The sequence below is a fragment of the Burkholderia sp. BCC1644 genome, from assembly GCF_902833225.1.
GTDB lineage: Bacteria > Pseudomonadota > Gammaproteobacteria > Burkholderiales > Burkholderiaceae > Burkholderia.
On record NZ_CADFEI010000004.1, the window covers coordinates 118,076 to 145,001 of the forward strand.

General features: G+C 68.3%; 19 protein-coding genes. 11 read left to right on the forward strand and 8 right to left on the reverse strand.

The annotated features are described in order from the left end of the window. The 4 genes from astD to HWX87_RS09415 all read left to right on the forward strand — a co-directional run bounded on the left by astD (window position 1) and on the right by HWX87_RS09415 (window position 4,945). Window positions 1-1,464: a succinylglutamate-semialdehyde dehydrogenase gene (astD, locus tag HWX87_RS09400; RefSeq protein ID WP_176046883.1), complete on the forward strand. Its 1,464-nt coding sequence runs from the start codon at window positions 1-3 to the stop codon at window positions 1,462-1,464. A gap of 14 nt (window positions 1,465-1,478) precedes the next feature. Beyond that, the gene (astB, locus tag HWX87_RS09405) at window positions 1,479-2,819 is read left to right on the forward strand and encodes an N-succinylarginine dihydrolase (protein ID WP_176046884.1); all 1,341 of its coding nucleotides are present in this window, start codon (window positions 1,479-1,481) and stop codon (window positions 2,817-2,819) included. A gap of 7 nt (window positions 2,820-2,826) precedes the next feature. Further along, a complete protein-coding gene (gene astE / locus HWX87_RS09410; protein ID WP_176047155.1) occupies window positions 2,827-3,870 on the forward strand; it encodes a succinylglutamate desuccinylase in 1,044 nt (347 codons plus the stop codon). 280 nt (window positions 3,871-4,150) lie between these two features. Continuing rightward, window positions 4,151-4,945, forward strand: a complete 795-nt coding sequence (locus tag HWX87_RS09415) for an ABC transporter substrate-binding protein (protein ID WP_111017476.1) — start codon at window positions 4,151-4,153, stop codon at window positions 4,943-4,945. A gap of 92 nt (window positions 4,946-5,037) precedes the next feature. Here HWX87_RS09415 and HWX87_RS09420 read toward each other — a convergent pair whose 3' ends face one another. Both HWX87_RS09420 and cdpA read right to left on the reverse strand, forming a co-directional pair. Further along, window positions 5,038-6,528 (reverse strand): HDOD domain-containing protein, encoded by a 1,491-nt coding sequence (locus HWX87_RS09420; protein ID WP_176046885.1) that lies wholly within the window; start codon window positions 6,526-6,528, stop codon window positions 5,038-5,040. A gap of 27 nt (window positions 6,529-6,555) precedes the next feature. Beyond that, window positions 6,556-8,298 (reverse strand): cyclic di-GMP phosphodiesterase CdpA, encoded by a 1,743-nt coding sequence (gene cdpA, locus HWX87_RS09425; RefSeq protein WP_208456526.1) that lies wholly within the window; start codon window positions 8,296-8,298, stop codon window positions 6,556-6,558. Between the two features lie 278 nt (window positions 8,299-8,576). On the opposite strand from cdpA, the gene HWX87_RS09430 reads away from it, so the two are divergent. Beyond that, window positions 8,577-9,125 (forward strand): peroxiredoxin, encoded by a 549-nt coding sequence (locus tag HWX87_RS09430; protein ID WP_176046887.1) that lies wholly within the window; start codon window positions 8,577-8,579, stop codon window positions 9,123-9,125. 87 nt (window positions 9,126-9,212) lie between these two features. On the opposite strand, the gene HWX87_RS09435 is transcribed toward HWX87_RS09430, so the two are convergent. Beyond that, window positions 9,213-9,842 (reverse strand): NAD(P)H-binding protein, encoded by a 630-nt coding sequence (locus tag HWX87_RS09435; RefSeq protein ID WP_176046888.1) that lies wholly within the window; start codon window positions 9,840-9,842, stop codon window positions 9,213-9,215. A gap of 308 nt (window positions 9,843-10,150) precedes the next feature. Between HWX87_RS09435 and HWX87_RS09440 the strand changes: the two genes are divergently transcribed. Further along, entirely contained in the window at window positions 10,151-11,578 is a 1,428-nt protein-coding gene (locus HWX87_RS09440; protein WP_176046889.1) for an NYN domain-containing protein, read from the forward strand. Between the two features lie 44 nt (window positions 11,579-11,622). On the opposite strand, the gene HWX87_RS09445 is transcribed toward HWX87_RS09440, so the two are convergent. Further along, window positions 11,623-12,006 carry a VOC family protein gene (locus HWX87_RS09445; protein WP_176046890.1) on the reverse strand — a complete coding sequence of 128 codons (384 nt, stop codon included), beginning with the start codon at window positions 12,004-12,006 and terminating at the stop codon, window positions 11,623-11,625. Between the two features lie 265 nt (window positions 12,007-12,271). Here HWX87_RS09445 and HWX87_RS09450 point away from each other — a divergent pair, with 265 nt between their 5' ends. The 5 genes from HWX87_RS09450 (at window position 12,272) to HWX87_RS09470 (ending at window position 17,729) form a co-directional block, all read left to right on the forward strand. Then, window positions 12,272-12,712: a (2Fe-2S)-binding protein gene (locus tag HWX87_RS09450; RefSeq protein ID WP_176046891.1), complete on the forward strand. Its 441-nt coding sequence runs from the start codon at window positions 12,272-12,274 to the stop codon at window positions 12,710-12,712. Continuing rightward, window positions 12,696-14,900, forward strand: coding sequence for a molybdopterin cofactor-binding domain-containing protein (locus HWX87_RS09455; protein WP_176046892.1), 2,205 nt, complete (start codon window positions 12,696-12,698; stop codon window positions 14,898-14,900). The genes HWX87_RS09450 and HWX87_RS09455 overlap by 17 nt, the downstream gene beginning before the upstream one ends. Window positions 14,901-14,988: 88 nt before the next feature. After that, window positions 14,989-16,080, forward strand: a complete 1,092-nt coding sequence (locus HWX87_RS09460; protein WP_176046893.1) for a porin — start codon at window positions 14,989-14,991, stop codon at window positions 16,078-16,080. A 31-nt stretch (window positions 16,081-16,111) separates the two neighbouring features. Continuing rightward, entirely contained in the window at window positions 16,112-17,074 is a 963-nt protein-coding gene (locus tag HWX87_RS09465; RefSeq protein ID WP_176046894.1) for an AraC family transcriptional regulator, read from the forward strand. After that, complete coding sequence (locus HWX87_RS09470) at window positions 17,052-17,729, forward strand: helix-turn-helix domain-containing protein (RefSeq protein ID WP_176046895.1); 678 nt, start codon at window positions 17,052-17,054, stop codon at window positions 17,727-17,729. The genes HWX87_RS09465 and HWX87_RS09470 overlap by 23 nt, the downstream gene beginning before the upstream one ends. Window positions 17,730-17,860: 131 nt before the next feature. On the opposite strand, the gene HWX87_RS09475 is transcribed toward HWX87_RS09470, so the two are convergent. The 4 genes from HWX87_RS09475 to HWX87_RS09490 all read right to left on the reverse strand — a co-directional run bounded on the left by HWX87_RS09475 (window position 17,861) and on the right by HWX87_RS09490 (window position 26,842). Next, complete coding sequence (locus HWX87_RS09475; protein ID WP_176046896.1) at window positions 17,861-21,169, reverse strand: efflux RND transporter permease subunit; 3,309 nt, start codon at window positions 21,167-21,169, stop codon at window positions 17,861-17,863. A gap of 104 nt (window positions 21,170-21,273) precedes the next feature. Next, the gene (locus HWX87_RS09480; protein ID WP_176046897.1) at window positions 21,274-24,387 is read right to left on the reverse strand and encodes an MdtB/MuxB family multidrug efflux RND transporter permease subunit; all 3,114 of its coding nucleotides are present in this window, start codon (window positions 24,385-24,387) and stop codon (window positions 21,274-21,276) included. 15 nt (window positions 24,388-24,402) lie between these two features. Then, complete coding sequence (locus HWX87_RS09485; protein ID WP_176046898.1) at window positions 24,403-25,764, reverse strand: MdtA/MuxA family multidrug efflux RND transporter periplasmic adaptor subunit; 1,362 nt, start codon at window positions 25,762-25,764, stop codon at window positions 24,403-24,405. A gap of 253 nt (window positions 25,765-26,017) precedes the next feature. Continuing rightward, a complete protein-coding gene (locus HWX87_RS09490) occupies window positions 26,018-26,842 on the reverse strand; it encodes an IclR family transcriptional regulator (protein WP_176046899.1) in 825 nt (274 codons plus the stop codon). Window positions 26,843-26,926: the final 84 nt, after the last annotated feature.

Sequence of the window (26,926 nt, forward strand, 5' to 3'; positions counted from 1 at the left end):
ATGACGGAACTCTTCATCGACGGCGCCTGGGTCGCAGGCTCGGGCCCCGTGTTCGCTTCGCGCAACCCGGGCACCGACGAGATCGCGTGGCAGGGCGAAAGCGCGTCAGCGGCCGACGTCGACCGCGCGGTCGCGAGCGCGCGCCGCGCATTCGCCGGCTGGTCGGCGCTCGACTTCGAATCGCGCTGCGCGATCGCCAAGCGTTTCGCCGCGTTGCTCAACGAACGCAAGGAAGCCATCGCGACCGCGATCGGCCGCGAGACGGGCAAGCCGCTGTGGGAGGCGCGCACCGAAGTCGCGTCGATGGCCGCGAAGGTCGGCATCTCGATCCAGGCGTACCAGGAACGCACCGGCGAGAAGCGCCAGGACATGGCCGACGGCGTCGCGGTGCTGCGCCACCGCCCGCACGGCGTCGTCGCGGTGTTCGGTCCGTACAACTTCCCCGGCCACTTGCCGAACGGCCATATCGTGCCCGCGCTGATCGCCGGCAATGCGGTCGTGTTCAAGCCGTCGGAACTCGCACCGGGCGTCGCGCGCGCGACGGTCGAAGTGTGGAAGGATGCAGGGCTGCCGGCCGGCGTGCTGAACCTCGTGCAGGGCGAGAAGGACACGGGCATCGCGCTCGCGAACCATCGGCAGATCGACGGGCTGTTCTTCACGGGCAGCTCCGATACGGGCACGCTGCTGCACAAGCAGTTCGGCGGCCGTCCGGAAATCGTGCTCGCGCTCGAGATGGGCGGCAACAACCCGCTCGTGATCGGCGAAGTCGAGGACATCGACGCGGCCGTGCATCACACGATCCAGTCGGCGTTCCTGTCGGCCGGCCAGCGCTGCACGTGCGCGCGCCGCATCTTCGTGCCGCAGGGCGCGTTCGGCGACCGCTTCCTCGCGCGCTTCGCCGACGTCACGTCGAAGATCACGGCCGACGTGTTCGATGCCGATCCGCAGCCGTTCATGGGCGCGGTGATCTCGGCCCGTGCGGCCGCGAAGCTGGTCGACGCACAGTCGCGCCTGATCGAGCAAGGCGCGAAGCCGATCATCGCGATGACGCAGCGCGATCCGCGCCTCGGCTTCGTGAATGCCGCGATCGTCGACGTGACGAACGTCGCGAACCTGCCTGACGAGGAACATTTCGGCCCGCTCGCGCAGATCGTCCGCTACGCGACGTTCGACGACGCGATCGAGCGCGCGAACGACACGGCGTTCGGCCTGTCCGCCGGCCTGCTGGCCGACGACGAGAAGGCATGGGAGCACTTCCGCCGCACGATCCGCGCCGGGATCGTCAACTGGAACCGGCCGACCAACGGTGCATCGTCCGCCGCGCCGTTCGGCGGCACGGGCCGCTCGGGCAACCATCGCCCGAGCGCGTACTACGCGGCCGACTATTGCGCGTATCCGATGGCGTCGGTGGAAAGCACGCAACTGACTTTGCCCGCGAGCCTGTCGCCGGGCCTGCACTTCTGATCGAGGGAACGACGATGAACGCACAAGAAGCCAATTTCGACGGGCTCGTCGGCCCGACCCACAACTACGCCGGGCTGTCGTTCGGCAACGTGGCGTCGCTCAACAACGAGAAGTCGGCCGCGAACCCGAAGGCCGCCGCGAAGCAAGGGCTGCGCAAGATGAAGCAGCTCGCGGATCTCGGTTTCGCACAGGGTGTGCTGCCGCCGCAGGAGCGGCCGTCGCTGCGCCTGTTGCGCGAGCTCGGCTTCTCGGGCAAGGACGCGGACGTGATCGCGAAGGCCGCGAAGCAGGCGCCCGAGCTGCTCGCCGCGGCGAGCTCGGCGTCGGCGATGTGGACCGCGAACGCGGCCACCGTCAGCCCGTCGGCCGACACGAGCGACGGCCGCGTGCACTTCACGCCGGCGAACCTGTGCAGCAAGCTGCATCGCGCGATCGAGCACGACGCGACGCGCCGCACGCTGTCGACGCTGTTCGCCGATCCCGCGCACTTCGCGGTGCATGAAGCGCTGACGGGCACGCCGGCACTCGGCGACGAAGGCGCGGCGAACCACACGCGCTTTTGCGCCGAATACGGCAAGCCGGGCATCGAGTTCTTCGTGTACGGCCGCGCGGAATACCGCCGCGGGCCCGAGCCGAAGCGCTTCCCGGCGCGCCAGACCTTCGAGGCGAGCCGCGCGGTCGCGCATCGCCATGGTCTCGCCGAAGAAGCGACGGTCTATGCGCAGCAGGATCCGGACGTGATCGACGCGGGTGTGTTCCACAACGACGTGATCTCGGTCGGCAACCGCGACACGCTGTTCACGCACGAGCGCGCGTTCGTCAACAAGCAGGCGATCTACGACACGCTGACCGCCGCGCTCGACGCACGCGGTGCGCGCCTGAACGTGATCGAGGTGCCGGAAGCTGCCGTGAGCGTGAACGACGCGGTGACGTCGTACCTGTTCAACAGCCAGCTGCTGTCGCGCGCGGACGGCTCGCAAGTGCTCGTCGTGCCGCAGGAATGCCGCGAGAACGCGAACGTCGCGGCCTATCTCGACGAACTCGCGGCCGGCAACGGCCCGATTCACGACGTGCTCGTGTTCGACCTGCGCGAAAGCATGAAGAACGGCGGCGGCCCTGCCTGCCTGCGCCTGCGCGTCGTGCTGAACGACGCGGAGCGTGCGGCCGTCACGTCGAACGTGTGGATCAACGACACGCTGTTCGCGTCGCTCGACGCGTGGATCGACAAGCACTACCGCGATCGCCTCGCACCGGCAGACCTCGCCGATCCGGCGCTGCTCGACGAATCGCGCTCGGCGCTCGACGAACTCACGCAGATCCTGCGCGTCGGTTCGCTGTATGACTTCCAGCGCTGAGGCACGGATGCCCGCCACCGCGCTGCTCGACGACTTTCTCGCGTTCACGCTGGCCGGCGGCGCGCCGGCCGAACAGGGCGGTACCTGCGCGGGCGGCGCGGTGCGCTGGCAATGGCCGGGCGACGGGCTGCTCGTGCTCGAACCGGTCACGGCGGATGACGCGGCGCGCGCGAGCGTGCTCGTGTCGGCCGGCGTGCATGGCGACGAGACGGCGCCGATCGAGCTGCTGTCGATGCTCGTGTGCGATCTCGCGTCGGGTGCGCTGCCGCTCGCGTGCCGGCTGCTCGTCGTGCTCGGCAACGTGCCGGCGATGCGCGCGGGCGAGCGTTATCTCGACGACGACCTGAACCGCCTGTTCAGCGGCCGTCACACGCAGGTTCCCGCGAGCCGCGAAGCGCCGCGCGCCGGGCAGCTCGAAGCGGCCGCCGCCGCGTTCTTCGCGGCCGCACCGGCGGGCGGCGCGCGCTGGCATATCGACATGCACACGGCGATCCGCGCATCGGTGTTCGAGCAGTTCGCACTGCTGCCGCACACGGGTACGCCGCCGACGCGCGCGATGGTCGAATGGCTCGGCGATGCGCGCATCGCGGCCGTGCTGCTGCACACCGCGAAGGGCAACACGTATTCGCACTTCACGGCCGAGCACTGCGGCGCGCTCGCGTGCACGCTCGAACTCGGCAAGGTGCGGCCGTTCGGCCAGAACGACCTGACGCGCTTCGCGCCGGCCGACCGCGCGGTGCGCAAGCTGGTGTCGGGGGCGTCGGCCGATGGTGAGGCGCAGGGCGGCCATCCGCCGTTGCCGCGCGTGTTCACGGTGATCGACCAGATCACGAAGCAGAGCGACGCGCTCGAGCTGTTCGTCGCGGCCGATGTCGCGAACTTCACCGCATTCGCACGTGGCACGGTGCTCGCGCAGGACGGCGACTACCGCTACACGGTGACGCACGACGAGGAACGGATCGTGTTCCCGAACCCGACCGTGAAGCCCGGCCTGCGCGCGGGCCTGCTCGTCGTCGACACGACGCGCGAGACGATCGCGGCACTCGTCTGACCGATCGGCCCGGTCGCGCCCCCGCGCGCGACCCGCCTTGCGTATTTGCGACATCGTCTTGCAAGTTCGATGGCAGGCCCGGCCGGTGTCGTATGCGCACCGCAGCATCGCGCACCGGCGGCCGCTTTGCCATATCGGGCCGCGCGGATTGGTACAATCGCGGCCTTGCGGCTGTTGCGCCGCATCACGGCGCGGCAGCCGCATTGTCGTGGTCATCCGACCCTGCAATGATGCATGCGCCCGTAGTTCCGGAACATTCGAGTATCGAGGAGAGCACCTGATGAAGTTGGATTGGCGTAAAGTGGCCGCGCATGCGGTGGTGGCGGCATCGGCCGTGGCGGCAGGCAGCGCGTTTGCCGCGGATCTGAAGGAGATCCGGTTCGGCGTCGAGGCCTCGTACGCACCGTTCGAATACAAGACGCCCGACGGCAAGCTGACCGGCTTCGACATCGACATCGGCAACGCGGTGTGCGCGAAGCTGAAGACGAAGTGCGTGTGGGTCGAGAACGACTTCGACGGCCTGATCCCCGCGCTGCAGGCGCGCAAGTTCGACGCGATCAACTCGGACATGACGATCACGGACCAGCGCAAGCACGCGATCGCGTTCACCGACCCGATCTACACGATTCCGAACCAGCTGATCGCGAAGCAGGGCAGCGGCCTGCTGCCGACCCCGCAGTCGCTGAAGGGCAAGCGCGTCGGCGTGCTGCAAGGCACGATCCAGGAAGCGTACGCAAAGAAGAAGTGGGCGCCGGCCGGCGTTGAAGTCGTGCCGTACCAGACGCAGGATCTGGCGTATGCCGACCTGAAGTCGGGCCGTCTCGACGCGACGTTCCAGGATTCGGAAGCCGGCTCGAAGGGCTTCCTGACGAAGCCGCAAGGCCAGGGCTTCGCGTTCGCGGGCGGCACCGTCAGCGACACCGAAATCCTCGGCTCGGGCGTCGGTTTCGGCCTGCGCAAGAACGACGCGGCGCTGAAGACCGCGCTCGATCAGGCACTGAAGGATCTGAAGGCCGACGGCACGATCGACAACCTCGCGAAGAAGTACTTCAGCGTGCCCGTGACGCTCAAGTAAGCGTAGCGTTCGAACGCACGAAGCAAAAAAACCGGCCGCTGATGCGGCCGGTTTGCTTTTGCGGCTCGGGAACGGCGGGGGCCGGCCGGCGGTCAGCCGTGCTGCGCGGGAAAGAACCGCCCCAGTTCGCGCGCAAGCTCGTTGAGGATGCTCATTTCCTGTTGCGAGATCTTGCGGGCCGGCTGCGCGCCGGCCCAGTCGCCGTACAGCAGCGCGACCGTCGTCGCATCGACGCGCACCGGCAGCAGCACGAACGCGCGCGTATCGTCGAACACGTCGAGATACCACGCGGGCAGGCGCTTGAGCATCTTCGGTTCCTGCGCCTGCTCGATGAAGATGCCGACCGAATTGGTGATCGCGAGATGGAACACGTCCGGCTCGAAGCGCTCGTCGAAGCGCAGCCGGTAGAGCGCCGCGTCGACGCCGGGACCGAAGCCCAGGCGCGCGGCGAACGTGCCGTCGTCGTGCCGGACGAACGTGACGGTGCGCGTGAACGCGAGGCTCGCGAGCAGGCTTTCCGACGCCAGTGCGAGCACCGGCGTCAGCACGTGCTCGGACGGCAGCGCCCGCAGATCGGCGAGGCCGGCCTCGAGGCAGGCCTCGGGCTCGGCCTGCGCGCGCGCGATCGCATCGGCGTTCGCGCGCAGCTCGACGATCTCGCGCATCACGGTGTCGCTGGCTTCCTCGTGCGCGAGCCGGTCGGCGATCTCGACGAGCGCGTCGGGTTCCGTATCGAGCGGCAGCGCATAGTGCTGCGCGAGCGCCGTGATATGCGCATCGCGCTGCGGACCGTCGGGCATCGCGAGTGCACTCGCGACGTCGGTCGAGCAGCGACTCACCGCGCGCAGCCAGGTCACGCGTTCGATCATGTCCTCGTCGGCGGCGAGTTCGCGGCCGAACGCGTCGACGCGGTTCACGTGGTGATGATCGTCGGCGATGCCGTCCCGGATCATGTCGGGCAGCCGCCAGCGCGTCGCCGCCTCGAGCCCGATCTCGTCGAAGCCGACGCCGAGCACCTCGACGCAGGCGGCCGATTCGTCGCCGTGCATCTCGGCCGCGCGGCGGCGGATCTTGTCCCATTCGCTGTCGAGATAGCAGACCACGAGCAGCTTGCCGACCTGGCGCATCAGCGTGCAGACGACGGCTTCCTCGCCCGCGCGCAGGTCGGCGCGCTCGGTGAGCTTGCGCGCGACGCAGCCGGACAGCAGCGCCCGGTTGAGTTCGAGCTTCGCGTCGATGCGCCGCGGTGTGCTGTGGTGGAAATGGTCGACGAGCTTCAGCCCGACGACCAGATGGCCGACGGCGTCCATGCCGAGCACCATCAGCGCTCGGGTCACGGTCGTGATGTTGCCGCCGAATGCCATGTACATCGCGGAGTTCGCGAGCCGCAGCACTTTCTGCGTGAGCGCGAAGTCCGACAGCACGACGCGCACGAGCGCGGTGAAGTCGAGGTCGTCGTTCTTCATCGCGGCCATCGTCGCACGCAGCGATTCCGACAGCAGCGGGAAGTCGCCCCGTTCGCTCATCCGGGCCCACAGCTTGTCCAGCAAGGCCGTGCGGGGCATGTGTTCGGTGATTGACATACGGATCTGTCCGGTTCGCCGCGCGCGTCAGGCGGCGGCGTGCAGGTGCAGCTGCTGCGCCTCGAAGCGCCGCGCGAGCTCCTCGGACGGCAGCGCCTGGCAGACGAGCCAGCCCTGGATGTGATTGCAGCCCATCTCCGTCAGCAGTTCGCGCTGCGCCTCGGTCTCGACGCCTTCGGCGACGAGTTCGAGATCGAGTGTCTGCGCGAGTCCGACCACCGCCGATACGATCGCGCGGTCGTTGCGCGACGTCAGCAGGTTCTCGACGAAGCTGCGGTCGATCTTCAGTTTCGCGAGCGGGAAGCGCTGCAGGTAGGCGAGGCTCGAATAGCCGGTGCCGAAATCGTCGATCGCGAAGCGGATGCCGAGATCGGTCAGCTCCTCGAGCAGCACTTTCGCATGGGCGGGATCGTGCATCAGCAGGCTTTCGGTGATTTCGAGCACGATGCGGCGCGGGTCGATGCCCGTCAGCGCGATCGCCTCGCGCACGCTCTGCGTGAAGCGCGGGTCGCGGAACTGCTGCGGCGACACGTTGACGGCCACGTACTGCAGCGCGAGCCCCTGGCGGTCCCACGCGACGAGCTGCATGCACGCGGCCTTGAGCACCCAGTTGCCGAGGTAGTTGATCAGGCCGGTCGATTCGGCGAGCGGAATGAAGGTCGCCGGCGGCACCAGGCCGTGTACCGGATGGCGCCAGCGGATCAGCGCCTCGACGCCGACCACCGCGCCCGACTGGCTGCGCGTGATCGGCTGGAAATGGAGCGAGAACTCGCCGTTGCGCACGCCGTCGTACAGGTCGGCTTCGAGCTTCAGCCGTTCGGCGTCGGCCGGATCGTCGACCGGCGCGTGGAACGCGAGCGCGTTGCCGCCCGATGCCTTCGCCTGCGCGAGCGCGTGGTCGGCGCGGCGCAGCAGCGGGCTGTGATGCTGCGCGCGATGCGGCGCGGCCCGTTCGTCCGGATACAGCGCGATGCCGATGCTCGCGGACAAGTGCACGGTCTGCCCCTGGTACACGTAGGGCTCGCGCACCGCGGCCTGCAGCCGGCGCGCGAGCGCGTCGGCGGCATGGCTCGCCTGCGTGCGGCCGGATGCGCCGAGCACGACCGCGAACTTGTCGCTCGCGACGCGCGCGAGCCGCTCGTTCGGCGTGACGAGCGCCTTCAGCCGCTGCGCGGTCTCGCGCAGCAGCGTGTCGCCCGCGTCGTAGCCGAGCGCGCGGTTGATCCGCTGGTAGTCGTCGAGGTCGAGCAGCAGCAGCGCCGCGCAGGTGCCGTCCTCGTCGGCGGTCTGCTGCGCGCGCATCAGCGCCGGCACGAGCGCGGACAGGTTGTCGAGCCCCGTCATCGGGTCATGGTGCATTTCGTACGTCAGCTTCGCCTCGAGCGCGCGCCACGACGACACGTCGAATGCCGCGATCGCGAAACCGTCGACACCGTGGTGGCGGCTCTTGAACGCGCGGACCTCGACGTCCAGCGGATAGGTGAGCGACTTGACGATGCACATCGTCGCCTTCTCGACCTGGCCGGAGCGCGCCGCGCGCGCAAGCAGGCCTTCGAGCGCCGAGGTATCCTGTTCGGCGATCAGGTCGCGCAGCGTCAGCGTATGCAGGTAGTCGCGGTGGTAGCCGATGAAGCGCAGGCTCGCGTCGGACACGTACAGAAAGCGCAGCTCGCGGTCGACATGGGCGAGGAAGTCCACCGTGCCGACCGTCTGTTCCAGCCAGTTGCGCACGGAGTCGTCGCGGCGCGGCGCGCCGGCGCGCGCGGGCATCAGCGCGCCGCCCGACCAGGCGAAGCGGCGCAGCGTATGCAAGGCACTGCGCCAGGAGCCCTTGCGTGACGTCTGTTTCCTGTTGGCTTCCATGTTTCTCGCTGACGTGAAGGGCTGGAACCGGTTGTCCGCAAGGAATAACGGCAGACTGTGCGGAATCTTTAACGGGCCGGCCGCGGATGGCGCTGCCGCTGGTCCGGATCGCAAACCGGATGTTCGACAGGCGAACGCCGGCGTGGCCTACATTGAGGCTGACTTTATAAGAAATGAGGACGCAGATGAAGCGAAAACTGTTGCTGGGCGCCGTGGCGGCGCTGGTGGCCGGCCATGCGCTGATGGCGCAGGCGGAACTGAAGCCGGGTGCTGCTGCGCCGGACTTCACGACGCAGGCGTCGCTGGGCGGCAAGACTTACACGTACTCGCTCGCCGATGCGCTGAAGCAGGGGCCGGTCGTGCTGTATTTCTACCCGGCCGCGTTCACGAAGGGCTGCACGATCGAGGCGCATGCGTTCGCGGATGCGGTCGACCGTTACAAGGCTTACGGCGCGACGGTGATCGGCGTATCGGCCGACAATATCGACACGCTGACGAAGTTCTCGGTGAGCGAGTGCCGGAGCAAGTTCCCGGTCGCGGCCGATCCGGACGCGAAGATCATCCGTGAATACGACGCGAAGCTGCCGGCGCTCGACCGCGCGAATCGCGTGTCGTACGTGATCTCGCCGGAAGGGAAGATCCTGTACGAGTACACGAGCCTGTCGCCCGACAAGCACGTCGAGAACACGCTCGCCGCCGTGAAGGCGTGGGCCGACGCGCATCCGAAGCAGTAAGCGCGCACCCGAGGCGACGACGCGGCCCGTCGTGCGGGTCGCGGGCACGGGAGCACGCGCCGCCGGGCGGCGGCGCGCGACCGGTTGCTACGCGCGCAAGGCCTGCTCGATCGGCACGCTGCCGCCGACGAAGCCGACGATCTTGCGCGAGATGCCGAGCTTGATCGCCTCGATCGCGGCCCACGCGACGTCCTGGCGCGATACCGGCGGCGCGGGATCGAGCCACGCATCGGTCAGCGCGATCTTGCCGACGCCCGGATCGTCCGTGAGCGGGCCCGGGCGCAGGATCACGTAGTCGACGCCCGAGGCCGTCACGCCGTCGTCGCCTTCGCGCTTCATCTGCGAATAGTGGCGCAGCGCATCCGGCGCCTGTTCGGGCCGGTAGGCCGACAGCGAACTGATCACCACGAGCTTCTGCGCGTTGTAGGCCAGCGTGTATTCGGCCGCGCGGGCCACCGCATCGCGGTCGACCTGTTCCTCTTCGGCCGCGCCCTCCGATTCGGCCGAGCCGGCCGCGTAGATCACGTGCGTGATGCCCTGGAATGCGTGCGAGAAATCGTTCGTCAGATCGGCCTCGACGACCCGTGCGCCCGCCAGCGCATAGCCGTGCCGGCGCACGAGCGCCGTGACCTCGAACTCCGGCTGCTTGAGCAGCAGATCCGCGCAGGCCTGGCCCGTTCGGCCGGTCGCGCCAATCAGCAGTACCTTCGTTGTCATGAAACCGCTCCTTGCTCGATGCGTCATCCGTTCAGATAGGGACGGACGACCGATAACTCAAGTGTAATGTCGATTTGCCCCGGCGGCGGGTGCGTATTAAGGGGCGTACCGGCAGCGGGCATACCCGCATTGGGCTTTGCCGCACAGGCATCCCGGCGCGGGCATGCGATCTGCGACGCCTCGACTGGCGTTCGGGCGTTCATTCATGTACACGAATGCGGGAATGACGCGCCGACCGGCTATCATGTGCGCGATGCTTTTTTCGCCGCACCGTCATACAACGCGTCGGCCCACCGGTTGGAGTACACATGGCATTACCCCTGGACAACGTCAGCATGGCCGTGTTCTGCGACTTCGAGAACGTCGCGCTCGGCGTGCGCGACGCGAAGTACGAGAAATTCGACATCAAGCCCGTGCTGGAGCGCCTGCTGCTGAAGGGCAGCATCGTCGTGAAGAAGGCCTATTGCGACTGGGATCGCTACAAGGGCTTCAAGGCGTCGATGCACGAGGCGAGCTTCGAGCTGATCGAGATTCCGCACGTGCGCCAGTCGGGCAAGAATTCGGCCGACATCCGGCTCGTCGTCGATGCGCTCGACCTCTGCTACACGAAGTCGCACGTCGACACGTTCGTGATCATCAGCGGCGACTCGGATTTTTCGCCGCTCGTGTCGAAGCTGCGCGAGAACGCGAAGAAGGTGATCGGCGTCGGCGTGAAGAAATCGACGTCGGACCTGCTGGTCGCGAACTGCGACGAATTCATCTTCTACGACGACCTGGTGCGCGAGCAGCAGCGCACGCTCGCGAAACGCGAACAGCAGCAGCGTGCGGGCAACGGCGGGGCGAAGCGGCCCGACGAGCCGTCGTCGCGCAAGCACGACCTGGACGCGCGCAAGGCCGAGGCGATCGCGCTGGCGGTCGAGACGTTCGATGCGCTCGCGTCGGAGCGCGACGACGTCGGCAAGATCTGGGCGTCGGTGCTCAAGAGCGCGATCAAGCGCCGCAAGCCGGATTTCAACGAGTCGTATTACGGATTCCGCGCGTTCGGCAACCTGCTCGACGAAGCGCAGGCGCGCGGCCTGCTCGAAGTGGGGCGTGACGACAAGTCGGGCGCGTTCGTGTCGCGGGCCCGCCAGCCGGCGGCCGTGGAGCATGTCGCGCCGGCCGGTGACGGCGGCGCGCACCACGGCACGCGTGCGGCGGAGCCGGCGCGGGCCGGGCGCCATGCGCAACGCCGCGGGCAGCGGGCGGAAGCGGTCGTGCACGAAAGCGTGCAGGTCGAGGCGGAAGCGGTGGAGACGGCCGAGTTTGCCGACGTCGTGCCGGTTGCGCCTGCTGAAACGATCGAAGCGGCCGAGGTGCACGGCGAAGCGCAGGATGGCCGCAAGCGTGCGCGCAAGAGCGCGGCGAAGAAGACCGGGGCGAAGAAGGGGGCCGCCGCGAAGAGCGCCGGCGCGGCGAAGCACGGCGGCGACAAGCACGCGCACGGCAAGCATGCCGACGACGCGCATCGCGACGCGGAGCGGGGCGATGCGCCGCACGTGGACGTGACGCATGCCGGGACGGCGGCCGACGATCGCGGTGGCGAGACTGCTGCCGCGCAGCCGTCGCACGACACGGCGCCGGTCGAAGCGCATGCCGAAGCCGCTGCCGAAGCGCCGGTCGCTGCCAAGAAGAAGCCGGCCCGCAAGGCCGCACCGCGCGCGCGTCGTCCGCGCAAGACGGCGGCGGCCGAGTAACGGCATCCGCACCCTGCAGGCCGGCGCGACGCCGGCCTGCCGCGCTAGCCGTTCAGCGCATACGGCCGCGTCATCACTTCGAGGAAGTGGCCGTCCGGATCGTCGAAGTACACGCCGCGCCCGCCGTTGTGGTGGTAGATGTCATCGGGCTGCCGCTTCGCCGGATCGGCCCAGTGCGCCAGCCCGCGCTCGCGGATGCGCGCCAGCACGCGGTCGAAACCGGCTTCGTCGAGTAGGAACGCGTAATGCTGCGACCTGATTTCCCCCGCCTGTTCGTAGAAATCGAGCGACACGCCGTTGTCGAGCGCGACGACCAGCATCGCGCCGAACGGCGTCGGCGGCGGCAATTCCAGGAGTTCGGTGAGGAAGCGGCTCGACGCGCGCTTGTCGTGGCACCAGACGATCGTATGGTTCAGCTGGACGTTCATGGCGGATTCCCGGCAAAGGGGCGCGAGGGTGGTCATGGACACACGATAGTTGATCGTCCCGGGCGTGCAAGCCGGTTCCGAGGCCAACGTGGGGTCAGCTTCGGCGACCGAGCGCGATTCGTCGGCTGAAACGATCTGGACGATCGGCTACTTTTTCGGGAGCAAAGGTCATTGGCGCGGCTTTTTGCGCCGCCAAGAATCTCTGTCAACCATCGCCGTCATCCGCCGGATGACGAACCGGCGATGCCAGACAGGGAGACAGACGATGCGCTTCACGCTGAACGGCCGGCCGTTCGATTTCGACGGCGATCCCGATACGCCGCTGCTGTGGGTCATTCGCGACTCGGCCCGGCTCACCGGTACCAAATACGGCTGCGGCATCGGTGCATGCGGCGCATGCACCGTGCATCTCGACGGTGAGGCCGCGCGTTCGTGCGTGCTGCCGGCCGTGAGCGTCGCGGGCCGTTCGGTCACGACGATCGAGGGGCTGTCGCACGATCGCTCGCACCCGGTGCAGCGCGCGTGGATCGAGAAGGACGTGCCGCAGTGCGGCTACTGCCAGTCGGGAATGGTGATGGCCACCGCCGCGCTGCTCGCTCGGCACCGTAAGCCGACCGACGCGCAGATCGACCAGGCCGTCACGAACCTGTGCCGCTGCGCGACCTACCAACGCATTCGCGAGGCGATCCATGTCGCGGCCGGCTGATGCGGGGCGGGCACCGGATGTGCCGAATGCGTCTCGGCGCGGGTTCCTGAAGGGCGGCGTCGCGCTCGCGGGAAGCCTGCTGCTGCCGCTTGCAATCGGTGACGTCGTGCAGGCGGCCGGCGACGGCGCGCGCTTTCGCGAAATCAACGACTGGGTGCGCGTCGACGCCGACGGCAGCACGATCATCGGCCTGTCGCAGGCGGAAGTCGGGCAGGGTGTCTACACGGGGCTGCCGCAGGTGCTCGCCGACGAGATGGATGCCGACTGGCGCAGTGTGACGGTCGAGTTCGTCACGGGGCGCGACGCGTACCGGATCGACGCCGCGAACGAGGCGCCGCAGCAGTTCGTCGGTGCGTCGATGTCGGCGACGATGTTCTACACGCGGCTGCGCATTGCCGGCGCGCAGGCGCGCTCGGCGTTCCTGCGCGCCGGCGCCGCGCGGCTCGGCGTGCGCGACACGCAGTGCGTGACGCGCGACGGCCGCGTGATCCATGCGCCGAGTGGCCGGTCGCTGTCATACGGGGAACTCGTCGACGCCGCCGCGAAGCTGCCGCACGATCCGCAACCGCGGTTGAAGCCGGCGTCTGCCCACACGCTGATCGGGCGCCCGCTGCACAAGCTCGACGTGCCCGCGAAGGTCGACGGCAGTGCGATCTACGGGATCGACGTGCAGGTGCCCGACATGCTGGTCGGCGCGCTGACGATGGCACCGACGCTGAACGGCCGACCGACGGCCGTGAAGAACCGCGACGCACTGCGCGCGATGCCGGGCGTGGCGGACGTCGTACTCGCGAAGGATGCAGTGATCGTCGTCGCGCACACCTATTGGCAGGCGAAGAAGGCGTGCGACGCGGCGGACATCGTGTGGGATGCGGGTTCGACGCCGGCGTTCGACAGCGCAACGATCCTCGCCCAGCGCAAGGGCGCGTTGCAGGCGGAACACGCAGTGGTCGCCGCGCAGATCGGCGAGCCCATGCGCCATCTCGCCGAAGCCGGCACGATCGTCGAGGCCGACTACCACACGCCGTACATCGTTCACGCGACGATGGAGCCCGTCAACGCGACCGTGCACGTGCGGGCGGACGAGATCGAGGTGTGGGGGCCGATCCAGGGGCAGGACAAGGTGCGCTGGACGCTGTCGTCGCTGTTCGGTGTGCCGGCCGGGAAGGTCATCGTCAACACGACGTTTCTCGGCGGCAGCTTCGGCCGCAAGTACGTGCCCGATTTCGTCGTGCACGCGGCCGTTGCGTCGAAGGCGGTCGGGCGACCCGTGAAGGTGATCCGCTCGCGCGAGGACGACATCCGTCACGGCTTCTATCGACCGTGCGCGTCCGCGCGCTTTCGCGCGGCGCTCGGCAGCGACGGGCTGCCGGTCGCGCTGCATGCGCGCGTCGCCGGTCACTCGCTGTATGCGGCGATCAAGCGCGACCGCTACGAGAAGGCGGGCGGCTGGGACGAGACGATGCTCGACGGCCTGTACGACCTTTGCTACGACGTGCCGAACCTGCTGGTCGACTCGGTCACGGTGATGCAGCCGATCCCGGTCAGCTTCATGCGCAGCGTCGGCAGCACGTCGACGGTGTTTTTCCTCGAGAGCTTCGTGAACGAGCTCGCGCACACGGTGCGGGCCGATCCCGTGCGCTATCGGCGCGCGTTGCTGAAGCGCGACCCGCTCGCGCTACGCGTGCTCGACGCGACGGCCGCGCGCGCGAACTGGTTCGGTCACGCGCCGGCCGGCCTGTCGCGCGGCGTCGCGTATTCACTGTACACGGGGCGCGGCGGTGCGTTCAGCACGTATGTCGCGACGATCGCCGAGGTGCGCGTGACGGGCGGCAACGTGAAGCTCGAACGGATCGTGTGCGGCATCGATTGCGGGCGCGCGATCAATCCGCTGCTGATTCGCGAGATGGTCGAAGGCGGCGTCGGCTTCGCGCTGACCAATACGTTCAGGAGCGAGATCACGTTCGAGCACGGCGCGGTCGTACAGCGCAATTTCGCCGACTACCCGCTGCTTGGTCTGGCCGAGATGCCGAAGATCGAGGTGGTGATCGTCGACAGCGATCGCGATCCGCAAGGCTGTGGCGAAGTCGCGTTGCCGCCCGTTGCGCCGGCCGTCGCCGATGCGATCTGGCGTGCGACCGGCGAGCGGCCGCGCGCGATGCCGTTCGTCACGCCGCTCGCGACCTGAACGACCGGGTATCCCCCACGGGCCAGCGCCGCCGCACGCGTCGCCGGTCAATATCAAGCATAACTACACAACAGGTCTGGAGACTTCAATGAAAACCTTTCGCTCGGCCGCGACGGCCGTCTCGCTGGCGGCCGCCGCCGCCGCATCGCCGGGCGCGTACGCGCAGGGTAGCGTGACGCTGTACGGCATCGTGGACACCGGCGTGCAGTACTACAACAACGCCGCGGGCGGCGGCGCGGTCGCCGGCATGCCGTCGCTGACCGGTGAAGTGCCGTCGCGCTTCGGGTTACGCGGCGTCGAGGATCTCGGCGGCGGCTACCGCACGTTCTTCGTGCTCGAAAACGGCTTCGCGTTGAATTCCGGTGCACTGAACTACGGCGGCCGGATCTTCGGCCGGCAGGCGAACGTCGGCATCGATTCGCCGTACGGCACGCTCACGCTCGGGCGGCAGATGAACATGTCGATGCTGGTGCTGCTCAATGCCGATGTGATCGGCCCGTCGATCCACTCGATGGCGAGCTTCGACAGCTATTTGCCGAACGCGCGCAGCGACAACGCGATCGGTTACCTCGGTCACTTCGGCGGCATGACGCTCGGCGGTACGTACAGCACCGGTCGCGACTCGGCGGGCCCGGCCGGCCCGTCGGCCACGAACTGCGCGGGCAACGTGCCGGGCGACCCCGTTGCATGCCGGCAGTACACGATGATGGTTGCGTACGACGCGCCGCAATTCGGCGCGGCCGCTTCGTATGACGTGATGCACGGCGGCACGGGCGCGTCGGCGCCGCTGTCGAGCCCCGGTTATACGGACACGCGCACGATCGTCGACGCCTACGTGAAATTCGGCATCGCGAAGCTCGGCGCGGGGTGGATCCGCCGTAACACGGCGGCCGCCATGCACGGTCAGTCGGACATCTTTTTCGCGGGCGGCACGGTCTACGCGACGCCGGCGCTATCATTCGACGCACAGGCCGTGCGCTATCTGCTGCGCGGCCGCTACGACTCGAACCTGTTCGTCGCGCGCGCGAACTACAGCCTGTCGAAGCGTACGATGATCTATACGTCTGTCGGCTATATGACGAACAGCGCGCTCGGCACGTCGGCGGTGGCGGCCGGCGGCACCGTCCGCGCCGGCCAGAACCAGGTCGGTGTGATGGCGGGCATCCAGCAGCGCTTCTGACGCGGCGGCGCGCACTCCGGAGGTTTCGACGATGACGACCGATCTACTCAGCGATGTGCTGACCGACCTGCGGGCCGATGCGGTCGTCACCGGGCGCTTCACGCTGAGCGCGCCGTGGGCGATCCGCAAGCCGGCCGTCGCGGGCGCGCCGTTTCGTACCTGTGCGGGCAGCCCGTTCTTCCTGTCGGTCGCAGGCGCGGCGCCCGTGCACGTCGAGCCGGGCGACTTCGTGCTGCTGCCGCACGGCGACGAGCACGTGATGGCGTCGTCGCTCGACGAGCCGCCCGTGCCGTTCGACACGCTGATGGCAGACAAGGGCATCCGGCCGCGCTTCGACACGCCGCTCGAGTTCGTCGCGGGCGGCGGCGGCGCGACCAGCGAGCTTTACACGGGCATCGTCGTGTATCGGGACATCGTGCGCAGCCCGCTGTTCACCGTGCTGCCGCCGCTGATTCACGTCCGCGCGAACGACGCGGCCGTCGCGCCGTGGCTCGCGAGCACGCTGCAAAGTTTCATCGAGGAATCGATGGCGTGCCAGCCCGGCTGGGCCGTCGCCGCGACGCGTCTGGCCGACGTCCTGTTCGTGCAGCTGTTGCGCGCGCACTTGCAGTCGTCGGCGAATCACACGGGCTGGCTGCGGGGCCTGACCGATCCGCAGATCGGCCGCGCGATGGCGCTGATGCACCGCGATCCGCGCCGCAACTGGCAGCTCGCGAGCCTCGCGGCCGACGCCGGCATGTCGCGCTCGCGTTTTTGCGCGCGTTTCGCGGAGCTGGTCGGCGAAACGCCGATCGTTCACCTGACCGCGTACCGGATGTATCTGGCGAGTGGCGAACTCGCGCATGGCAAGCTGCGGCTGATCGAGATTGCCGAGCGGGTCGGCTACACGTCGGAGAAGGCGTTCGCGCGCGCATTCCACCGATGGTCGGGGATGGCACCGCGCCGCTATGCGCGCAACGCACAGGATCTGTATGACCTCGCACGACATGGATGACGATGCGGCGCGCAACCGGGTGCCCGCGCTCGCACGCGGGCTCGCGATACTCGAAGCGGTCGCGGCGGGGCAGCCGCCCGCGACCGCGGCCGCGCTCGCGGCCCGGCTCGGCGTGCCGCGCAACTCGATCGCGCGGCTGCTGAGGACGCTGGTCCGGCAGCAGTTTCTGAGCGTCGACTCACACGGTGGCTACCGGCCCGGGTCGGCGACGGCACGCGTCGCTGCCGCGTACCTGAAAGCCCGGCCGGAACTCGCGCGTGCGCAGCCGGTGCTGCACGCGTTGTCCGCGCGCAGCGGACTGGCCGCGCAGTTGCTCGGGCGGGATCGTGCGGAGGTCGTCGTGCTCGCGCAGGCGGCGCCCGATGGGGCCGCCTGCGTGCTGACGCGCGTCGGCGCACGCTTCGTCGGCCGGCCGGTGCAACGCGCGGATACGGAAGATGGCGTTACGCGCGACGTCCGGCACTTCGGCCGGGACGATGAAGCACGCGGCGCGCCCGGAATCGTTGCGATGCCGGTGGATGCGTGCGATGCGCTTGCGATCGGCGTGGCGCTCGACACGCCGGACGATGCAAGGCGGCAGCACGTGCGTGCGCTGCTCGGCGAAGCGGCAGAACGTCTGTCGGACGTACTGGCCGATGCGGCCGATCGTTGCTGAATCGAATCCCGACCGCTCCTGGCCGAGGCCGCACATGGCGTACCGCGCACGGCGCGGCGCTCGTCCGGCGAGCCGGTCGGCACACGGAGCGCAGCGGCAGGCCCCGCCGCTGCGTTTCCGGCCGTTTCCCGTTACTCCCCGGCGACGGCCGGCCCGCCGGTATTGCCGCGGCGGTTGCGGCGCTTCTCTCCCCACACGCGGAACCGGTCCATGTACAGGTAGACGACCGGCGTCGTATAGAGCGTCAGCACCTGCGACACGATCAGGCCGCCGGCGATCGCGATCCCGAGCGGCGCGCGCAGCTCGGCACCGTCGCCGCTGCCGAATGCGAGCGGCAATGCGCCCAGCAGCGCCGCCATCGTCGTCATCATGATCGGACGGAAGCGCAGCAGGCATGCCTCGTGGATCGCGTCGAACGACGACTTCTGGTTGTTGCGCGTCTGGTCGATCGCGAAGTCGACCATCATGATCGCGTTCTTCTTCACGATACCGATCAGCAGGATCACGCCGATCAGCGCGATGATGCTGAACTCGGTCTTGAACAGCAGCAGCGCGAGCAGCGCGCCGACGCCGGCCGACGGCAGCGTCGACAGGATCGTGATCGGGTGGATGTAGCTCTCGTACAGGATCCCGAGCACGATGTAGACGGCCAGCAGCGCGGCGAGGATCAGGATCGGCTGGTCGTTCATCGACTGCTGGAACGCCTGCGCGGTGCCCTGGAAGCTGCCGACGATCGTCGGCGGGACGCCGAGCTGCGCCATCGTCTGGTAGATCACCTGCGTCGCCTGCGACAGCGACACGCCCGGCGGCAGGTTGAACGAGATCGTCGTCGCGACGAACAGCCCCTGGTGGTTGACCGACAGCGGCGTCGTGCTCGGCCCGAACGTCGCGATCGCCGACAGCGGGATCATCGTCGACTTCGACGTCGACACCGAGGCACCCGACGACGCGCTCGACTTGCCGCTCGCCGCGATCGCGTTGAGCGCCTGGTTGCGCGCGGAGTCGGACGCGATCGCCGCGGCGCTCTGCGTACCCGTGCCGGCGCTCGACGTGCCGGCCGATGTCGCGACATAGGTGCCGGCGGCCGCGTTGGTGGTCTGCGAGCCGTTCGCGCTGCCGCCCGACGTGCTGATCCACACCTGGTTCAGCATCTCGGGGCTCTGCCAGTATTTCGGCGCGACTTCCATCACGACGTGGTACTGGTTCAGCGGGTTGTAGATCGTCGAGACCTGGCGCTGGCCGAACGCGTCGTACAGCGTGTTGTCGATCTGCGCGGGCTTGATGCCGAAGCGCGCGGCCGTCGCGCGGTCGATCGTCACCATCGCCTCGAGGCCGCCTTGCTGCTGGTCGGAGTTCACGTCGGTCAGCTCCGGGCGCTTCTGCAGCGCCTCGGTCAGGATCGGCCCCCACTTGTACAGGTCGGCGCTCGAATCGCCGAGCAGCGTGAACTGGTACTGCGCGTTGCTCTGCCGGCCGCCGACGCGGATGTCCTGCGCGGCCTGCAGGAACGTGCGCGCACCCGCGACGTCCGCCAGCGGCGGGCGCAGCTGCTGGATCACCTGGTCGGCCGACAGCTTGCGTTCGGTGCGGTCCTTTAGCGTGACGAACATGAAGCCCGAGTTGGTCTGCGTGCCGCCCGTGAAGCCCGCGACGCTCTTCACGTTCGGGTTGCTCTGCACGATCCGCATCATCTCGGAGAATTTCAGCTTCATCGCCTGGAACGACGTCGACTGGTCGGCCTGGATGCCGCCGATCATCAGCCCGGTGTCCTGCTGCGGGAAGAAGCCCTTCGGCACGACGATGTACAGGTAGACGTTCAGCCCGATCGTTGCGAACAGGGTCAGCAGGATCAGCAGCGGCCGGCGCAGCGCCCACGACAGCGAGCGCTCGTAGCCGCGCTGCATGCGCGAGAAGCCGCGCTCGAGGAAGCGCCCGAAGCGGCCCTCGCTTCGCGGGTCGTGCGATTCGGGCAGCAGGCGCGCGCACATCATCGGCGTGACGGTGAGCGACACCGCGAGCGACACGGCGATCGCGAGCGACAGCGTCAGCGCGAACTCGCGGAACAGGCGCCCGACGATGCCGCCCATCAGCAGGATCGGCAGGAACACCGCGACGAGCGAGATGCTCATCGACAGCACCGTGAAGCCGACCTCGCGCGCGCCGTCGAATGCGGCCTGCATGCGCGACTTGCCGTTCTCGATGTGCCGCGAGATGTTCTCGAGCACGACGATCGCATCGTCGACGACGAAGCCGGTCGCGACGATCAGCGCCATCAGCGACAGGTTGTCGATCGAGAAGCCGAGCAGGTACATCGCACCGAACGTGCCGATGATCGAGATCGGCACCGCGACGCTCGGGATCAGCGTCGCGCGCCAGTTGCGCAGGAACAGGAACACGACCATCACGACGAGGCTGACCGCGATCAGCAGCGTGTGCTCGGTGTCCTTCAGCGACGCGCGGATGGTGGTCGAGCGGTCGAGCACCGGCGTGACCGTGATGTCGGCCGGCAGCGACGCGGTGAGCTGCGGCAGCGCCGCGCGCACACGGTCGATCGTGTCGATGATGTTCGCGCCGGGCGAGCGGTAGAGGATCACGAGCACCGCGCGCTTGCCGTTCGACAAACCGAGGTTGCGCAGGTCCTCGACCGAATCGACGACGTCGGACAGGTCGGACAGCCGTACGGCGGAGCCGTTGCGGTAGGCGACGACGAGGTCGCGGTATTGCGACGCCTGGGAGGCCTGGTCGTTCGTATAGAGCTGGTAGCGCTGCGGACCGAATTCGATCGCGCCCTTCGGCGCGTTGGCGTTCGCGGAAGCCAGCGCCGCGCGCACGTCCTCGAGGCCGATCCCGTAGTGGAACAGCGCCTGCGGTTCGAGCTCGACGCGCACGGCCGGGTTCGCGGAACCGCTCACCGAGACCTGGCCGATCCCGTCGATCTGCGACAGCGACTGCTGCAGCACCGTCGACGCCGAGTCGTACAGCTTCGCGGCCGACGACGTTTCCGAGGTCAGCGACACGATCATGATCGGCGAATCGGCCGGGTTGACCTTGCGGTAGGTCGGGTTGCTCTTCAGCGCGGCGGGCAGGTCGGCGCGCGCCGCGTTGATCGCGGCCTGCACGTCGCGCGCGGCGCCGTCGATGTCGCGGTTCAGGCCGAACTGCAGGATGATCCGCGCGTTGCCGACCGTGCTCGTCGACGTCATTTCGGACACGTCGGCGATCGAGCCTAGGTGCCGCTCCAGCGGGCTCGTCACGCTGGTCGCGACCGTTTCCGGGCTCGCGCCCGGCAGCGATGCCTGCACCGAGATCGTCGGGAAGTCGACCTGCGGCAGCGGCGACACCGGCAGCTTGATGAACGCGAACAGGCCCGCGAGCGCGACGCCGATCGCGAGCAGCGTCGTCGCGACGGGGCGGGTGATGAAGGGGCGCGACAGGTTCATGTCGGCACTCGCTGGGCCGCCGCGTGTTCCGACGGATGCGTTTTCGGGAGATGGGGGGGCTGCGCCCCCCCACGCGAACGAAGTGAGCGTAGGGGTCGTTTCATTTACGCATCCGTGCGCGTGCCGGCGTCAGGGCCGTGGCGTTCGAACCAGCCGCGCACGCGGCGCGCGAGCGAGTCGAAGCCGAGGTAGATCACGGGCGTCGTGAACAGCGTCAGCACCTGCGACACGATCAGGCCGCCGGCGATCGCGATCCCGAGCGGCTGGCGCAGCTCGGAACCCGCGCCGGAGCCGACGATCAGCGGCACCGCGCCGAGCAGCGCGGCGAGCGTCGTCATCAGGATCGGCCGGAAGCGCAGCAGGCACGCCTGGTAGATCGCCTCGCGCGGCGGCTTGCCTTCGACGCGTTCGGCCTCGAGCGCGAAGTCGATCATCATGATCGCGTTCTTCTTCACGATGCCGATCAGCAGCACGATGCCGATGATCCCGATGATGTCGAGATCGTGCCCGGTGATCATCAGCGCGAGCAGCGCGCCGACGCCGGCCGACGGCAGCGTCGACAGGATCGTGATCGGGTGGATGTAGCTCTCGTACAGCACGCCGAGCACGATGTACATCGTGATGACCGCCGCGAGGATCAGGAACAGCTGGTTCGACAGCGAGGCCTGGAACGCGAGCGCCGCACCCTGGAAGCGCGTCTGGAACGACGCGGGCAGGTTGATGTCCTTCTCGGCGGCCTCGATCGCCTTGACGGCTTCGCCGAGCGACGCGCCCTGCGCGAGGTTGAACGAGATCGTCGTCGACGGGAACTGCGACAGGTGCGCGACCAGCAGCGGCGACGGCCGCTCGTGGAACGATGCGATCGACGACAGCGGCACCTGGCCGCCGCCCGCCGACGGCAGGTAGATGTCGTTCAGCGATTGCGCGTAGTGCTGCTCCTTCGGCTCCGACTCGAGAATCACGCGGTACTGGTTCGACTGCGTGAAGATCGTCGACACGATGCGCTGGCCGAACGCGTCGTACAGCGCGTTGTCGACGGTCGCCGGCGTGATGCCGAAGCGCGCGGCGCTCGCGCGGTCGATCTCGATGTACACCGACTGGCCGTTGCTCTGCAAGTCGGTCGCGACGTCGGCGAGCGACGGCTCCTGCTGCAGCCGCGCGACGAGCTTCGGTACCCAGGTCGCGAATTCGTCCGGGTTCGGGCTCGTCAGCATGAACTGGTACTGCGTCGGGCTGACGGTCGAATCGATCGTCAGATCCTGCACCGACTGCATGAACAGCGAGATGCCCGTGATGTTCGACACGCGGTGCTGCAGGTCCCGGATGATCTGCGCGGACGTTTCGGAACGATCGTCGCGCGCCTTCAGGTTGATCAGCATGCGGCCGCTGTTCAGCGTGATGTTGCTGCCGTCGACGCCGATGAACGACGTGAGGCTGTCGACGTTCGGATCTTTCAGGATCTCGGCCGCGAGCGCCTGCTGCCGTTCGGCCATCGCGCCGTACGAGATCGACTGCGGCGCCTGCGTGATCGCCTGGATCACGCCGGTGTCCTGCGCGGGGAAGAAGCCCTTCGGAACGTAGACATAGAGCAGGGCGGTCAGCCCGAGCGTCAGCAGCGCGACGACGAGCGTCGAGCGCTGGCGGTTCAGCACCCATTCGAGCGCGACCGCGTAGCGCGCGATCACCCAGTCGATCGCGCGGTGCACGCGTGCCTCGAAGCGGTGGCTTTCCGGCGGCGGCGAATGGCGCAGCAGCTTCGCGCACATCATCGGCACGAGCGTGAGCGACACGATCGCCGAGATCACGATCGTCACGGCGAGCGTGATCGCGAATTCGTGGAACAGGCGCCCGACCACGTCGCCCATGAACAGCAGCGGGATCAGCACCGCGATCAGCGACACCGTCAGCGAGATGATCGTGAAGCCGATCTGCTTCGAGCCCTTCAGCGCGGCCTCGAGCCCCGTTTCGCCTTCCTCGACGTAGCGCGCGATGTTCTCGATCATCACGATCGCATCGTCGACGACGAAGCCGGTCGCGATGGTGAGCGCCATCAGCGACAGGTTGTTCAGCGAGAAGCCGGCCATGTACATCACCGCGAGCGTGCCGATCAGCGACAGCGGCACCGACAGGCTCGGGATGATCGTCGCGTAGACGTTCGCGAGGAACAGGTACATCACGAGCACGACGAGCCCGACTGCGAGCAGCAGCTCGAACTGCACGTCGCGCACGGCCGCGCGGATCATCGTCGTGCGGTCGGTGACGATCTCGACGTCGAGCGCGGCTGGCAGCGTTTCCTGCAGCTTCGGCAACTGCGCCTTGATTGCGTCGACCGTCTGGATCACGTTCGCGCCCGGCTGCCGCTGCACGTTCAGGATGATCGCGGGATCGGAATTCACCCACGCGCCGAGCTTGGTGTTCTCCGAGCCGGCGACGACCGTCGCGACGTCGGTCAGCATCACCGGGCGGCCGTTCTTGTACGCGACGACCGCGCTGTTGTACTGGTCCGCGCTCGTCAGCTGGTCGTTCGCGTTGATCGTGTACGCGCGCGTCGGGCCGTCGAAGTTGCCCTTCGGCGTATTCACGTTCAGGTTCGAGATCGTCGTGCGCAGGTCGTCGAGGTTCATCCCGTACTGCGCAAGCGCGGTCGGGTTCGCCTGGATCCGCACGGCCGGCCGGTTGCCGCCCGACAGGCTGACGAGGCCGACGCCCGCGATCTGCGAGATCTTCATCGCGAGGCGCGTGTCGGCGAGGTCCTGCACTTGCGTGAGCGGCAGCGTCTTCGACTTGACGGCGAGCGTGATCACCGGCGCATCGGCCGGGTTGACCTTCGCGTAGATCGGCGGGGCAGGGAGGTCGGACGGCAGCAGGTTGCCGGCCGCGTTGATCGCGGCCTGCACTTCCTGTTCGGCGATGTCGAGCGGCAGGTCGAGCGAGAACTGCAGCGTGATCACCGACGCGCCGGCCGAGCTTTGCGACGACATCTGGTTCAGCGACGGCATCTGCCCGAATTGCCGCTCGAGCGGCGCGGTGACCGACGAGGTCATCACCTCCGGGCTCGCACCCGGGTAGAAGGTCTGGACCTGGATCGTCGGGTAGTCGACTTCGGGCAGCGCGGCAAGCGGCAGAAAGCGCAGCGCGACGAGACCGGCCAGCATGATCGCCGCCATCAGGAGGGCGGTGCCGACCGGCCGGAGAATGAAGAGGCGGGATGGATTCATCGAGCGGCCCGCGCGTTATTGGGCCGCTGCTTGCGACGCACCGTGCTTGTGTCCACCGCGATGGCCGGCGGTGCCCGATGCGCCCGACGCCGCACCGGCGCCGCGCGCGCCCGACGCGCCTTTCGGCTTGTCGGCCGGAATCGAGATCTTCGCGCCTTCGCGCAGGCGGTCGGAGCCGTCGGTCACCACGCGCTCGCCGAGCGCGACGCCGCTGACGATGCTCGTGCGTTCGCCGTCGACCGGGCCGATCGTGACCTTGCGCACCGTCACCGTGTTGTCGGGTTTCACGACATAGACGAACTGGCCGATCGAGCCCGTCAGCACCGCGGACGTCGGCACGATCGTCGCGTTGCGCAGCACGTCGACGAGCAGCCGCGTGTTCACGAACTGATTCGGGAACAGCATGCCTTCCTTGTTATCGAAGTTCGCGCGCAGCTTGACCGTGCCGGTGCTCGTGTCGATCTGGTTGTCGAGCGTCGCGAGCGAGCCCGTCTCGAGCGGCACCGTGTTGTTGCGGTTGTACGCGGTGACCGACAGCTTCTGGCCCGCGTTCACCTGCTTGAGGATCTGCGGCAGGTTGTCTTCCGATGTCGTGAAGATCACGCTCATCGGCTGCAGCTGCGTGATCACGACGAGGCCGTTGGTGTCGCCGGCCGTCACGTAGTTGCCCGGGTCGACCTGGCGCAGGCCGACGCGGCCCGACACCGGCGCCGTGATGCGTGCATACGTGAGGTTCAGTTTCGCGGAATCGATCGCGGCCTGGTCGGTCTTCACCGCGCCTTCGTACTGCTTGACGAGCGACGCCTGCGTATCGACGGTTTGCGACGCGATCGAATCCTGCGACAGCAGCGTCTGGTAGCGCTTCAGGTCGAGGCGCGCCGTCGCGAGCAGGGCCGAGTCGCGTGCATGCGTGCCTTCGGCGTTCTCGAGCGACACCTGGTACGGGCGCGGGTCGATCTGCGCGAGCACGTCGCCTTTCTTGACGATCTGGCCTTCCTGGAACGACACCGACTGCAGGTAGCCCGACAGTTGCGTCTTGACCGTCACGTTCGCGAGCGGCGTCACGGTGCCGAGCGCGGACAGCACGATCGGCATCTCGCCCTGCGTCGCGGTCGCGACCTGCACGGGCTGCGGAACGTTCGCCATGGCAGCGGGGCCGCCGCGGCCGCGATGGCCGCCTGCGCTGCTGCCGGCGGTTGCGCTTGCGCCGTTCGCCGTGCCGCCCGCGGCCGGCGTGCGGTTCCACGGGTGCCACCACAGCAGGCCGCCGATGGCGACGACCGCGACCGTGCCGATCATCAGCGTGCGGCGCGGACGCCGTGCGGCGGGCGACGCGGGGTCTTTCGAAGGGGGCGTGGGCTTTTGTTCGTTATCCATCGTGATCTGTCAGGAAGACGGCGCGGCGTGCCGGAAATCGGACTGCTGGGCTGCGCGTGGGCGAGCGGGTGACGGGAAGGGGGCCCGGCTCGGTCCGGGGCCCCGCCGACCCGCGCGGGAAAAGAGCGGTGCGCACCGCGAATGCGGCGCGACGATGGGCATGATCCTACGTCCCGTCCCCGTTACAGTCCAGTGGTCTATCTTTCAACGGGTTACGGTCGTTACAGAACGCGACAGGACGATGACGGAACGATTACACGCTGATGCGCCGGGCCGGTGCGCCGCCGATCTCGCGGGTGATTTTCGCGATGCATTCGTGCAGCGCGGGCACGACGTGTTCCTGCAGCCATTCGGGCGAGCACTGGTGCGCAGCACCGCCGCAATTCACCGAATAGCGCTGGCCCGACGGGCCGACGAAACCGGCTGCGACCGCATTCAGGCCCTCGCGCCATTCGCCGATCGCGATCGCGTGGCCGTCGCGCATGGCTTCGTCGAGCGCGGGGGTCAGGCGCGACGAGACGTGCGGCCAGTCGTCGCCCGCCGTGGTGCGCAGCGACTCGAGCAGCAGGCGCCGCTCGTCTTCCTCGAGCGCGGCGAGATACGCGCGACCCACTGCCGTGCGTGCGATGTCCATCCGCGAGCCGATCTCGAGACGCGTGACGAGCACGGCGGAGCGCGGGCGGATCACGTCGATCGCGACCATGTCGAGCCGGTCGCGCACCGCGAGGTGCACGGACAGCGACGTGCGTTCGGCCAGCTCGATCATGAACGGCCGCGAGCGCGCGCGGATGTCGAAGTTGCGCAGGAAGCCGTGACTCAGTTCGAGCACCGACGCGGTGAGCACGAAGCGCTCGCTGTCGGGCAACTGGAACAGGAAGCCGGCGCTGACGAGCGTCGCGGTGATGCGCGAGACGGTCGGCTTCGGGATACCGGTCAATTCGGTCAGTTCGCGGTTGCTGACGGGCGCGTCGGCAGCTGCGATGCGGCGCAGCACGGCGAGGCCGCGGGCGAGGGCGGTGATCTCGTCGGGCGAAGATTCACGGTCCCGCGGCGCGGGAGGGGTTACAGTTGTCGACACGAGGGATTCTCTCTAATTCCGAAACTCGATTTCAATTTTGTTGGTATTGTAGGACTATTGTCAAAAGATGCATGTTCCGCAGGT

What these genes read in the sequence shown, in the direction of transcription:
- HWX87_RS09470 (WP_176046895.1), top strand. Translation starts at nt 17,052, where the DNA reads ATGACCTCGCACGACATGGATGACGATGCGGCGCGCAACCGGGTGCCC.
- HWX87_RS09450 (WP_176046891.1), top strand. Translation starts at nt 12,272, where the DNA reads ATGCGCTTCACGCTGAACGGCCGGCCGTTCGATTTCGACGGCGATCCC.
- HWX87_RS09435 (WP_176046888.1), bottom strand. Translation starts at nt 9,842, where the DNA reads ATGACAACGAAGGTACTGCTGATTGGCGCGACCGGCCGAACGGGCCAG.
- HWX87_RS09485 (WP_176046898.1), bottom strand. Translation starts at nt 25,764, where the DNA reads ATGGATAACGAACAAAAGCCCACGCCCCCTTCGAAAGACCCCGCGTCG.
- astD (WP_176046883.1), top strand. Translation starts at nt 1, where the DNA reads ATGACGGAACTCTTCATCGACGGCGCCTGGGTCGCAGGCTCGGGCCCC.
- HWX87_RS09420 (WP_176046885.1), bottom strand. Translation starts at nt 6,528, where the DNA reads ATGTCAATCACCGAACACATGCCCCGCACGGCCTTGCTGGACAAGCTG.
- cdpA (WP_208456526.1), bottom strand. Translation starts at nt 8,298, where the DNA reads ATGCCCGCGCGCGCCGGCGCGCCGCGCCGCGACGACTCCGTGCGCAAC.
- HWX87_RS09415 (WP_111017476.1), top strand. Translation starts at nt 4,151, where the DNA reads ATGAAGTTGGATTGGCGTAAAGTGGCCGCGCATGCGGTGGTGGCGGCA.
- HWX87_RS09475 (WP_176046896.1), bottom strand. Translation starts at nt 21,169, where the DNA reads ATGAACCTGTCGCGCCCCTTCATCACCCGCCCCGTCGCGACGACGCTG.
- HWX87_RS09430 (WP_176046887.1), top strand. Translation starts at nt 8,577, where the DNA reads ATGAAGCGAAAACTGTTGCTGGGCGCCGTGGCGGCGCTGGTGGCCGGC.
- astB (WP_176046884.1), top strand. Translation starts at nt 1,479, where the DNA reads ATGAACGCACAAGAAGCCAATTTCGACGGGCTCGTCGGCCCGACCCAC.
- HWX87_RS09465 (WP_176046894.1), top strand. Translation starts at nt 16,112, where the DNA reads ATGACGACCGATCTACTCAGCGATGTGCTGACCGACCTGCGGGCCGAT.
- HWX87_RS09440 (WP_176046889.1), top strand. Translation starts at nt 10,151, where the DNA reads ATGGCATTACCCCTGGACAACGTCAGCATGGCCGTGTTCTGCGACTTC.
- HWX87_RS09455 (WP_176046892.1), top strand. Translation starts at nt 12,696, where the DNA reads ATGTCGCGGCCGGCTGATGCGGGGCGGGCACCGGATGTGCCGAATGCG.
- HWX87_RS09460 (WP_176046893.1), top strand. Translation starts at nt 14,989, where the DNA reads ATGAAAACCTTTCGCTCGGCCGCGACGGCCGTCTCGCTGGCGGCCGCC.
- HWX87_RS09445 (WP_176046890.1), bottom strand. Translation starts at nt 12,006, where the DNA reads ATGAACGTCCAGCTGAACCATACGATCGTCTGGTGCCACGACAAGCGC.
- HWX87_RS09480 (WP_176046897.1), bottom strand. Translation starts at nt 24,387, where the DNA reads ATGAATCCATCCCGCCTCTTCATTCTCCGGCCGGTCGGCACCGCCCTC.
- astE (WP_176047155.1), top strand. Translation starts at nt 2,827, where the DNA reads ATGCCCGCCACCGCGCTGCTCGACGACTTTCTCGCGTTCACGCTGGCC.